Origin of the sequence: Streptomyces sp. NPDC048415 (assembly GCF_040651675.1) — a bacterium.
Lineage (GTDB): Bacteria > Actinomycetota > Actinomycetes > Streptomycetales > Streptomycetaceae > Streptomyces.
Map to the genome: position 1 here is coordinate 76,037 of NZ_JBEZKJ010000031.1, position 9,870 is coordinate 85,906.

Annotated in this window: 10 protein-coding genes; 5 read left to right on the forward strand and 5 right to left on the reverse strand. The window is 69.9% G+C overall.

Annotation, left to right across the window (positions count from 1 at the left end; translation table 11 throughout):
- The first annotated feature begins 22 nt into the window (after positions 1-22).
- Entirely contained in the window at positions 23-568 is a 546-nt protein-coding gene (locus tag AB0D27_RS21505; protein WP_362510985.1) for an NUDIX hydrolase, read from the forward strand.
- A gap of 27 nt (positions 569-595) precedes the next feature.
- On the opposite strand, the gene AB0D27_RS21510 is transcribed toward AB0D27_RS21505, so the two are convergent.
- Complete coding sequence (locus AB0D27_RS21510; RefSeq protein ID WP_362510988.1) at positions 596-853, reverse strand: hypothetical protein; 258 nt, start codon at positions 851-853, stop codon at positions 596-598.
- A 205-nt stretch (positions 854-1,058) separates the two neighbouring features.
- On the reverse strand, positions 1,059-1,919 hold the full coding sequence (locus AB0D27_RS21515) for a 3-hydroxybutyryl-CoA dehydrogenase (protein WP_362510990.1): 861 nt from the start codon (positions 1,917-1,919) through the stop codon (positions 1,059-1,061).
- 168 nt (positions 1,920-2,087) lie between these two features.
- On the opposite strand from AB0D27_RS21515, the gene AB0D27_RS21520 reads away from it, so the two are divergent.
- Positions 2,088-3,320, forward strand: coding sequence for a family 10 glycosylhydrolase (locus AB0D27_RS21520; protein ID WP_362510993.1), 1,233 nt, complete (start codon positions 2,088-2,090; stop codon positions 3,318-3,320).
- 4 nt (positions 3,321-3,324) lie between these two features.
- On the opposite strand, the gene AB0D27_RS21525 is transcribed toward AB0D27_RS21520, so the two are convergent.
- Both AB0D27_RS21525 and AB0D27_RS21530 read right to left on the reverse strand, forming a co-directional pair.
- On the reverse strand, positions 3,325-3,519 hold the full coding sequence (locus tag AB0D27_RS21525) for a DUF1918 domain-containing protein (RefSeq protein WP_362510996.1): 195 nt from the start codon (positions 3,517-3,519) through the stop codon (positions 3,325-3,327).
- Between the two features lie 92 nt (positions 3,520-3,611).
- The gene (locus AB0D27_RS21530) at positions 3,612-4,538 is read right to left on the reverse strand and encodes a DMT family transporter (protein WP_362510998.1); all 927 of its coding nucleotides are present in this window, start codon (positions 4,536-4,538) and stop codon (positions 3,612-3,614) included.
- Here AB0D27_RS21530 and AB0D27_RS21535 point away from each other — a divergent pair.
- Both AB0D27_RS21535 and AB0D27_RS21540 read left to right on the forward strand, forming a co-directional pair.
- Positions 4,537-5,973 carry a PLP-dependent aminotransferase family protein gene (locus tag AB0D27_RS21535; protein WP_362511001.1) on the forward strand — a complete coding sequence of 479 codons (1,437 nt, stop codon included), beginning with the start codon at positions 4,537-4,539 and terminating at the stop codon, positions 5,971-5,973. The two genes, AB0D27_RS21530 and AB0D27_RS21535, sit on opposite strands and share 2 nt — an antisense overlap.
- Positions 5,974-6,097: 124 nt before the next feature.
- Positions 6,098-6,682 carry a histidine phosphatase family protein gene (locus AB0D27_RS21540; protein WP_362511004.1) on the forward strand — a complete coding sequence of 195 codons (585 nt, stop codon included), beginning with the start codon at positions 6,098-6,100 and terminating at the stop codon, positions 6,680-6,682.
- A 10-nt stretch (positions 6,683-6,692) separates the two neighbouring features.
- Here the strand turns inward: AB0D27_RS21540 and AB0D27_RS21545 are convergent, their stop codons facing one another.
- Positions 6,693-7,175, reverse strand: coding sequence for a DUF6314 family protein (locus AB0D27_RS21545; RefSeq protein WP_362511007.1), 483 nt, complete (start codon positions 7,173-7,175; stop codon positions 6,693-6,695).
- Positions 7,176-7,311: 136 nt separating this feature from the next.
- Here AB0D27_RS21545 and AB0D27_RS21550 point away from each other — a divergent pair, with 136 nt between their 5' ends.
- Positions 7,312-9,792 (forward strand): alpha-L-arabinofuranosidase C-terminal domain-containing protein, encoded by a 2,481-nt coding sequence (locus tag AB0D27_RS21550; RefSeq protein ID WP_362511010.1) that lies wholly within the window; start codon positions 7,312-7,314, stop codon positions 9,790-9,792.
- The last annotated feature ends 78 nt before the right edge of the window (positions 9,793-9,870 follow it).

Genomic DNA, 9,870 nt, shown 5'->3' on the forward strand with positions numbered 1-9,870 from the left:
CTCGGCGGAAGGTGGCAGAACAGTGCAGTGGACGAAACAGAACGAACAAACTGTGTACGCAAACCGCTGGTTCAGCGTCAATCTCGCAGATGTGGAGCTGCCGGACGGTCGGCACCTCGATCACTTTTTGATACGGCTGCGGCCGGTGGCCGTGGCCACTGTGGTGAACGAGGCCAATGAGGTGCTGCTCCTGTGGCGGCACCGCTTCATCACCGACAGCTGGGGGTGGGAACTCGCGGCAGGCGTCGTCGAGGACGGCGAGGACATCGCCGTCGCGGCGGCCCGCGAACTGGAGGAGGAGACCGGCTGGCGGCCGGGGCCCCTGCGGCATCTGATGACCGTCGAGCCCTCCAACGGGCTCACCGACGCCCGGCACCACATTTTCTGGGCCGACGAGGGCGCGTACATCGGACACCCCGTGGACGACTTCGAATCGGACCGTCGGGAATGGGTCCCCTTAAAAGTCGTCCCCGACATGGTCGCCCGCGGCGAGGTCCCGGCCGCCAACATGGCTGCCGCACTGCTCCTTCTGCACCATCTCAGGCTCGGGCAGGACGCGTTGCCCTGATCCATCCCCCCCACGGCGTCCCATGGCCTAGTGGCCCAGAGCCTGCCAGACCGCCACGGCGAGTGCGCCCACGGCCGTGATCGCCGCGACGGCGGGCAGTGGCCAGCGGGTGTGTTCCATCGCGACGACCCGAGCGCTCAGGTCGTCCAGCTCCTTGGCGGTGTGTTCGGCGCGGTGACTGAGCAGAGTCAGTCCTCCCTCGACGCGGGCCTGTGCCACATCGAGGCGGCGGCGTAACTCTGCGAGTTCTCCATGGACCACGGGATGCTCCGGGTCGGCGGTCACGAGTCCGCTCCTTTCCGTAGTCGTCACATCCCTTACATGTGCACGGAAAGTCAACTCGCCTGGTGGAAACGTGGGGAGCGTGTGCGAGGGGCATATGCGGGCCCGGCGCGCACACGGTGTGTGAATGGCGCGGGCCCGGCACCGAAAAGAGTGCCGGGCCCGCGTGGATCCGATGCTTACGCCCCGTAGCCAGAGGCGGCCGACATCAGGCGTACGTGTAGAAGCCCGAGCCGGACTTACGGCCGAGCCGCCCCGCGTCCACCATGCGCTGGAGCAGCGGGGGAGCGGCGTACAGCGGCTCCTTGTACTCCTCGTACATGCTCGACGCGACCGAGGCCACCGTGTCGAGGCCGATCAGGTCGGACAGCTTGAGCGGGCCCATCGGATGGGCGCAGCCCAACTCCATGCCGTTGTCGATGTCCTCGCGGCTGGCAATACCTGACTCGAACATCCGGATCGCGGAGAGGAGATACGGGATCAGCAGCGCGTTCACCACGAAGCCGGAGCGGTCCTGGGCGCGGATCGCGTGCTTGCCGAGGACCTTCTCGGCGAAGAGCTGGGCGCGGCCGAGGGTGCCCTCGGAGGTGGTCAGCGCCGGGATCAGCTCGACGAGCTTTTGCACCGGGGCCGGGTTGAAGAAGTGGACGCCGATGACCTGGTCGGGACGCGAGGTGGCGACGGCGAGCTTCACCAGCGGGATCGAGGAGGTGTTGGAGGCGAGGATCGCGTCCGGCCGGGTCACCACCTGGTCGAGCACCTGGAAGATCTCCGTTTTGACCTGCTCGTTCTCGACGACGGCCTCGATCACCAGGTCGCGGTCGGCGAACTCGCCGAGGTCCGTGGTGAAGCTGAGCCGGTCCTGGGTGGCCTTGAGCTCCTCCTCGGAGATCTTCCCGCGCTCGGCCGCCTTGGAGAGGGAGTTGAAGAGCCGGGTACGGCCGATCTCCAGGGCCTCGCCGGTGGTCTCGGCGACACGGACGTCCAGACCGGCGCGGGCGCACACCTCGGCAATGCCCGCTCCCATCTGGCCGCAGCCCACCACTCCGACGCGTTCGATGTCGGTCACATCGTCCCCTTCGCTGATCCACACGGCCGGCAGGTCCTCCGTTGTTCGGTGCCTGCTCCGAACGTGCACGTTACTCCCAAGTATCGATGATCGATCGCCGGGGTCGAGGCATGCTGGGCGAGGAAACGTTCTGTGACGAGGCGGATCCACTGCGTAAGGGGTGCGGAGATGGGGCGACTTTCACGTCGGGCGTTCGCGGTGGCCGCGGTGGCGACGCTGTCGGGATTCGCGACGGCGGGGGACGCGGGGGCCGTGCCGGACCGGCCGCGTGCGGCGCGCGAGATGCGGGGGATGTGGCTGGCGACCGTCTCCCACCGCGACTGGCCTTCGCGCATGGGCCTGACCGCCGCCCGGCAGCGCGCCGAGCTGCTCGCCCACCTCGACACGGCCGTACGCCTCCGCCTCAACACCGTGATCTTCCAGGTGCGCCCCTCCGCCGACGCGCTGTGGCCCTCGCCGTACGAGCCGTGGTCCCAGTACCTGACCGGCGTCCAGGGCAAGGACCCCGGCTGGGACCCGCTGGGCACGGCGGTGAAGGAGGCCCACGCGCGCGGCCTTGAACTGCACGCCTGGTTCAACCCGTACCGGATCGCCGACCACGCCGATCCCGCGAAGCTGGTGGCGTCCCACCCGGCCCGCAGGCACCCCGACTGGGTGGTCCCGTACGGCGGGAAGCTCTACTACAACCCCGGGCTGCCGCAGGTCCGCGCGTTCGTCCAGACCGCGATGCTCGACGCCGTGCGCAGATACAAGATCGACGCCGTGCACTGGGACGACTTCTTCTACCCGTACCCCGTCGCAGGCCAGTCCTTCGACGACGACGCGGCGTACGCCGCACACGGCTCGGGCTTCTCGAACCGGGCCGCCTGGCGGCGCCACAACATCGACCGCCTGGTGCTGGAGATGGCGGCAGCCGTCAAGAAGGTCCGGCCCGCGGCGCGCTTCGGAATCAGCCCCTTCGGGGTGTGGCGCAACGCCGCGACCGACCCGCTCGGCTCGGCGACCCGGGCGGGCGCGCAGACGTACGACGATCTGCACGCCGACACCCGGAAGTGGGTCCGGGAGCACTGGATCGACTACATCTGCCCGCAGTTGTACTGGAACATCGGGTTCGCCGCCGCCGACTACGCGCGGCTGCTGCCCTGGTGGGCGAAGGTCGCCCAGGGCACGGGCGTGCAGCTGTACGTCGGGGAGGGGCTGTACAAGGCCGGTGACCCGGCGCAGTCCGCGGCCTGGCAGGACCCCGCCGAGCTCTCCCGGCACCTCACCCTCGCCCGGGACTACGCACAGGTGCGCGGGCACGCCTTCTTCTCGGCCAAGGAGGTCGGCGTCGACCGCGTCGGCGCGATGGCACGGGTCGTCGCCGACCACTACGGGCAGCCGGCGCAACCTCCCCGCTGAGCTCCTACCGCATGTTTTCCTTGTGCCGGATCTCGGTGTCCGGGCCCGGTGAACACACTCCCTCGTGCCCGTCCTCGAACTTCACGCGGTACGGGGGAGCGCCTTCCGCTCCCAGGACCTCGGTGATTTTCCCGACCTTGTCGTGCAGGCCGACAACCCTGCCGTGCTGCACAATCTGGTCGCCCTCGGATGCACGCATCTGAACGGTCTCCTCGTCGTGTACAGGAGTAACGGTTCGTGGCCGCAAGTCTACGGCTGATTGTGCCGGTTGGCCCGGCTCGTGCGTGCCGGTCAGCCGCGCGCTCGTTGGGTGAGCGCGATGCAGACCAGAACAGCGGCGGCCGTCAGGGGTGCGGCCGGTGTGAGCTGCTCGCCCAGGAGCAGTACCGACCACACCAGTGTGAGCAGCGGCTGCGCCAGCTGCAACTGGCTGGCCTTGGGAATCCCGATCGACGCCATGCCCCGGTACCAGACGACCAGGCCGAGGAACTGCGAACCGGCGGCCACCCAGAGCAGTCCCGTCACACTGTGCGCGGTCAGCCGCACGGGCTCGTACGACAACGCGAGCAGCGCGCCGGGCAGGGCGAGCGGCAGGCACAGGACCAGCGCCCAGCCGATGACCTGCCACCCCGGCATGACGCGGGCGAGCCGGCCACCCTCGGTATAGCCCGCCGCGCAGATCAGCAGCGCGCCGAAGAGATACGCGTCCGCGCCGGTCAGGGCGCCACCGCTCTGCTGCACCGTGAACGCGATCACCGCCGCGGCGCCGGCGAGGGCCGCCACCCAGAACATCCGCGAGGGCCGCGCCCCGGTGCGCAGCGCCGAGAACAGCGCGGTCGTCAGCGGCAGCAGCCCGACCACCACGGCCGCGTGAGCGGTGGTCGACGTCTGAAGCGCGAGCGTCGTCAGCAGCGGGAAGCCGAGGACGACACCGGCGGCGACGACGGCGAGGCCCGCCACATGTCCCCGGGGCAGCGGAACACGCAGGATCCCCAGACAGCCGCCGGCGATGACCGCCGCCAGAACGCTGCGGACGGCCACCAGGGACCACGGGCCGAAGCCCTCCAAGCCCCACGCGGTGGCGGGGAAGGTGAGGGAGAAGGCGGTGACGCCGAGGGCGGCCTGAAGGGTGCCGGAGCGGCGGTCCGTCGCGGCGTCGACTTCGGGGGTGCTGACCGCTATCCGGCTCGGGGCGATAGCGCTACTCTCTGTTCTCATGCAAGAGCGTAGCAGTGTGGGAGACCTGGCGAAACAGCTGCGGGGGGAGCTGAACCGCTACTCGCCAGGTGGAAAGCTGCCGTCGAGCCGGGCGCTCGTCGAGCGGTTCCGGGTGAGTCCGGTGACCGTGTCGCGGGCGCTGGCGCAGCTGGCCGCCGAGGGACTGGTGGTCACCCGGCCCGGCGCCGGGGCGTTCCGCGCTCAGCCGCGTACGCCCACCGCGCCCGCCGGGGACACCTCCTGGCAAGAGCTCACACTGAGCGCGGACGCCGCGGCCGAACTCATCCCGCGCACGGTGGACGTGTCCGGCGTCCTCGCCTCGCTGGCCGCCCCGCCGCCGGGTGTCATCGAGTTCAACGGCGGCTATCTGCACCCCTCGCTCCAGCCGGAGCGGGCGCTGGGCGCGGCCCTGTCCCGGGCCGGGCGCCGCCCCGGAGCCTGGTCCCGGCCGCCCATGGAGGGGCTCGCCGAACTGCGCGAGTGGTTCGCGCGCGGGATCGGCGGCGCGATCACCGCCGCCGAGGTGCTCGTCACGGCGGGCGGCCAGTCCGCGCTGACGACCGCCCTGCGCGCGCTCGCGCCGCCCGGTGCGCCGGTCCTCGTCGAATCCCCGACCTACCCGGGCATGCTGGCGATCGCCCGCGCGGCCGGCCTGCGTCCCGTTCCCGTCCCGGTGGATGCCGACGGTGTGAAGCCCGACCTCCTCGGCGACGCCTTCAAGGCGACCGGCGCCCGCGTCTTCGTCTGCCAGCCGCTGTTCCAGAACCCGACCGGTGCCGTCCTCGCCCCCGAACGGCGGGGCGAAGTGCTGCGCATCGCCCGCGACGCCGGCGCGTTCGTGGTCGAGGACGATTTCGTACGCCGTCTCGTGCACGAGGACGCGGGCCCGCTGCCGCGTCCGCTGGCCGCCGAGGATCCCGACGGGGTCGTCGTGCACGTCGGCTCCCTCACCAAGGCCACCTCACCGAGCTTCCGGGTGAGCGCACTGGCCGCGCGCGGACCGGTACTTGGGCGACTGCGCGCCATCCAGGTCGTCGACACCTTCTTCGTGCCGCGCCCGCTCCAGGAGGCGGCGCTCGAACTGGTCGGCTCGCCCGCCTGGCCACGCCATCTCCGGGCTGTGTCCGCCGAGTTGAAGACTCGGCGCGACACGATGACCACCGCCCTGCGCTCGCGGCTCCCCGAACTCGCCCTGCCCCACATCCCGTTCGGCGGCTACCACCTCTGGCTCCGCCTCCCCGACGGCACCGACGAGTCCCCCCTCGTCTCCGCCGCCCTCCGCACCGGCGTGGCCGTCACCCCCGGCCGCCCCTACTTCAGCGCCGAACCTCCCGCGGCCCACCTCCGCCTGAGCTTCGCGGCGGTCGCCGGAACGGAGGAGATCACGGAGGGGGTACGGAGACTGCGGGAGGCGTTCCTCAGCGGGGGAGTTTGAGGACGAGCGCGAAGCGCGATGACGGCGGGCTGAGGGCGGAGCCCGCAGGTACGGACGGGTGAGCCCCCGAGTACCCTGCGTCACCCCCCTTGACCTGCGGAGTCCCGCACTCCACGATCTCCGCATGCATCTTCGGGTCACATTCGTCGCCGCCGCCCGCAGCTCCGCGCTGCTGGCGGAACGCTTCGAGGACGACCGGCCACTCGACCAGGCCGGCTGGGACGAAGTGCAGCGCACCGCCCCCGATCTGGTACCCCTGGCGGCGGCCGAGCTGCGCTACTGCTCGCCCACGCCCCGCAGCCGGGCCACCGGCGACGCCCTCGGCTACGGGCCGCTCGTCCAGCTCGCGCTGCGCGACTGCGACATGGGCCGCTGGCGTGGCTTCACGCTGGGCGAGGCGATGGCCCGTGAACCCGATGCCGTCGACGCCTGGCTCGCCGATCCGCGCTCCGCCCCGCACGGTGGTGAGTCGTTGATGTCCTTCATCTCCCGTGTCGGCAACTGGCTCGACACCCGCCCCGCCGACGACGGCAGCCGCATCGTCGCCGTGGCCGAACCCTCGGTGGTGCGGGCCGCGCTCGTCTACGCCCTCAAGGCCCAGCCATCGGCGTACTGGAACATCGACGTACGCCCCTTGTCGACGGTCACCCTCACCGGCACCAACGGCCGCTGGAACCTACGCCTCGAAGCCACGATGCAGCGCGCCTAGGTGTACTCGGTCATGACTTTGGTGACAGTCGGCTGATCGGTGGCTGGCCTGGCGCAACGCGCGTGTAGTCGGTCGTCAGTGTGAGGTCCTTGGTGGGCCCGCCCACCCGCCACACGGTGCGCCAGCGGTCCTCCCCGTACACGGTGAACTCGCCTCGGTAGAGGTCCGCCGAGCAGGGATGGTCGGCCACATGGCGGCCGGTGGTCAGGTCCAGGTCGTGGAAGGGCCGGCCGTCGGAGAACCGGACGAGGACGCTCCCGGGGTTCGGCCCCGGCAGGAACCGCAGCGTCCGCTCGGCGGGCCGTGCGACGCCCTGCCACACGAACGTGCCGGACTCCTGGTGCAGCAGCCCCGCGCCCTCGAGCGGTCCGAAAACCGTCGTACCCGTGAAGCGCCCCTCCGCCCCGTTCGCGAGATCCCGCACCGCGCGCTCCACCCGCCAGCTCCCTGCCAGGTACGTCAGCAGGTCTGCCACTGGCCAGAACTCGCCCATCCTGTCCCGCTCTCCGTTCCCATCCGATGCTGCGCGACCCATTGACGCGCTCTGGCCCCCTCCCTATCTTGCCGTTCGAAGTACTGATCGACGTCCGATATTTCGAACGATTCCACTACAGAGCCGCGGAGTATCCATGTCACCCACCCGCACCCGCTGGAGACTCGGACTCACGGCCACCGCCCTTCTGGTGGCCTCCACCGTCGTACCGGGATCGGCGAACGCCGTCGCGGACGACGTCACCGACTACGCGATCAGCGTCGGCCCCAAGGGTTCCGGCGCGAAGATCGACGACACCATGTACGGCGTCTTCTTCGAGGACATCAACCGCGCCGCGGACGGCGGCCTGTATGCCGAGCTCGTACAGAACCGGTCGTTCGAGTACAGCACCGCCGACAACACCTCCTATACGCCGCTGACCTCCTGGACCGTCTCCGGCACCGCGCAGGCCGCGAGCGACGACGGGCGCCTCAACGCCCGCAATCGCACCTATCTCTCCCTGGGCGCCGACTCGTCGGTCACCAACTCCGGCTACAACACCGGTATTTCGGTCGAGAGCGGCAAGGTGTACGACTTCTCGGTCTGGGCCCGCGCCGACGCGGCCGCACCCCTGACCGTGACGCTGCGGGACTCCGCGGGCACGCTCGCCGAGGGCCGCCAGGTCACGGCGCGCGGCGGCTGGGCCAAGTACCGGGCGAAGTTCACCGCGACCCGCACCAGCACCACCGGCCGCCTCACGGTCGCCGCCGGCGCCCCCGTCGCGCTCGACATGATCTCGCTGCTGCCCCGGGACACGTACAAGGGCCACGGCCTGCGCAAGGACCTCGCCGAGAAGATCGCCGCCCTTCATCCCGGGTTCGTGCGCTTCCCGGGCGGCTGCCTGGTCAATACCGGCAGCATGCAGGGATATGACGAGGCGTCGGGTTATCAGCGCAAGCGCTCGTATCAGTGGAAGGACACCATAGGTCCGGTCGAGCAGCGCGCCACCAACTCGAACTTCTGGGGCTACAACCAGAGTTACGGGCTCGGTTACTACGAGTACTTCCAGTTCGCCGAGGACATCGGCGCGATGCCGCTGCCCGTCGTGCCCGCCCTCGTCACCGGCTGCGGTCAGAACAAGGCCACCGACGATGACGCGCTGCTCAAGCGGCACATCCAGGACACCCTGGACCTCATCGAGTTCGCCAACGGCCCGGTGACGAGCGAATGGGGCAAGAAGCGCGCCCGGATGGGCCACCCCAAGCCCTTCCACCTCACGCATCTCGAAGTCGGCAACGAGGAAAACCTCCCCGACGCGTTCTTCGCCCGCTTCCAGCAGTTCTGCGCCGCCATCGCGGCCAAGTACCCCGGCATCAAGGTGATTTCGAACGCGGGTCCCGACGACTCGGGTACCACCTTCGACACCGCCTGGAAGCTCAACAAGGACGCGAACGTCGACATGGTCGACGAGCACTACTACAACAGCCCGCAGTGGTTCCTGCAGAACAACGACCGCTACGACTCCTACGACAGGAACGGCCCCAAGGTCTTCCTCGGCGAGTACGCCTCCGGCGGCAACACCTTCAAGAACGCCCTCTCCGAAGCCGCGTACATGACCGGCCTGGAGCGCAACGCGGACGTCGTGAAGCTCGCCTCGTACGCCCCGCTGCTCGCCAACGAGGACTCCGTGCAGTGGCGCCCCGACATGATCTGGTTCAACAACCACGCCTCATGGGGCTCGGCCGACTACGAGGTGCAGAAGCTCTTCATGAGCAACGTCGGCGACCGTGTCGTGCCGTCGACCGCCACCGGCACACCTTCACTGAGCGCGCCCATCGCGGGTGCCGTCGGCCTGTCGACCTGGGCGACCACGGCGGCGTACGACGATGTCAAGGTCACCGGCGCTGACGGGACCACGCTGCTCAGCGACGACTTCAGCGGTGACGCCTCGCGGTGGACCCACACGGGCAGCGGGAGCTGGAGCGTCCAGGACGGGCAGTACGTGCAGAGCGACGAAGCCGCGACCAACACCATGGTCCAGGCGGGCGACCCGGCCTGGCACGACTACGACCTGCACGTGAAGGCCACCAAGAAGTCCGGCAAGGAGGGCTTTCTCGTCGCCTTCGGCGTCAAGGACACCGGCAACTACTACTGGTGGAACCTGGGCGGCTGGAACAACACCACCTCCGCCGTAGAACAGGCCGTGGACGGCGGAAAGTCGACGCTGATCTCCAAGGCCGGCACGATCGAGACGGGCAAGGCCTACGACATCGACATCAAGGTGCGGGGCCGCCAGGTGACTCTCTACCTGGACGGCCAGGAGTGGGGGAGCTTCACCGACGACAAGCCCGCCGAGCCGTTCCGTCAGGTCGTCACGCGGGACGCGAAGACCGGTGACCTGATCGTCAAGGTCGTCAACGCCCAGTCGGCGGACGCCCGTACGGCGATCGACCTGGGCGGGGCGAAGGTCGCCTCAACCGCTCGCGTGACCACTCTGGAAGCCGCGCCGGACGCGGTGAACAGCGAGACGGCCACGGCGGTCGCCCCGGTGAAGTCCACCTTCGCGGGGGTCGCGGACACGTTCACGTACACCTTCCCTGCGAACTCGGTGACCTTCCTCAGAATCAAGCGGAGGTAACTCTCGGCCGTGGGGGGGGGGGGGGGGGGGGGCCCCCCCCCCCCCCCCCCCCGAGCACCCCGGGGGGGGGGGCGGCGG

Coding starts and splice junctions, on each gene's coding strand:
- AB0D27_RS21520 (WP_362510993.1), top strand. CDS start 2,088: ATGGGGCGACTTTCACGTCGGGCGTTCGCGGTGGCCGCGGTGGCGACG.
- AB0D27_RS21525 (WP_362510996.1), bottom strand. CDS start 3,519: ATGCGTGCATCCGAGGGCGACCAGATTGTGCAGCACGGCAGGGTTGTC.
- AB0D27_RS21535 (WP_362511001.1), top strand. CDS start 4,537: ATGCAAGAGCGTAGCAGTGTGGGAGACCTGGCGAAACAGCTGCGGGGG.
- AB0D27_RS21530 (WP_362510998.1), bottom strand. CDS start 4,538: ATGAGAACAGAGAGTAGCGCTATCGCCCCGAGCCGGATAGCGGTCAGC.
- AB0D27_RS21540 (WP_362511004.1), top strand. CDS start 6,098: ATGCATCTTCGGGTCACATTCGTCGCCGCCGCCCGCAGCTCCGCGCTG.
- AB0D27_RS21545 (WP_362511007.1), bottom strand. CDS start 7,175: ATGGGCGAGTTCTGGCCAGTGGCAGACCTGCTGACGTACCTGGCAGGG.
- AB0D27_RS21550 (WP_362511010.1), top strand. CDS start 7,312: ATGTCACCCACCCGCACCCGCTGGAGACTCGGACTCACGGCCACCGCC.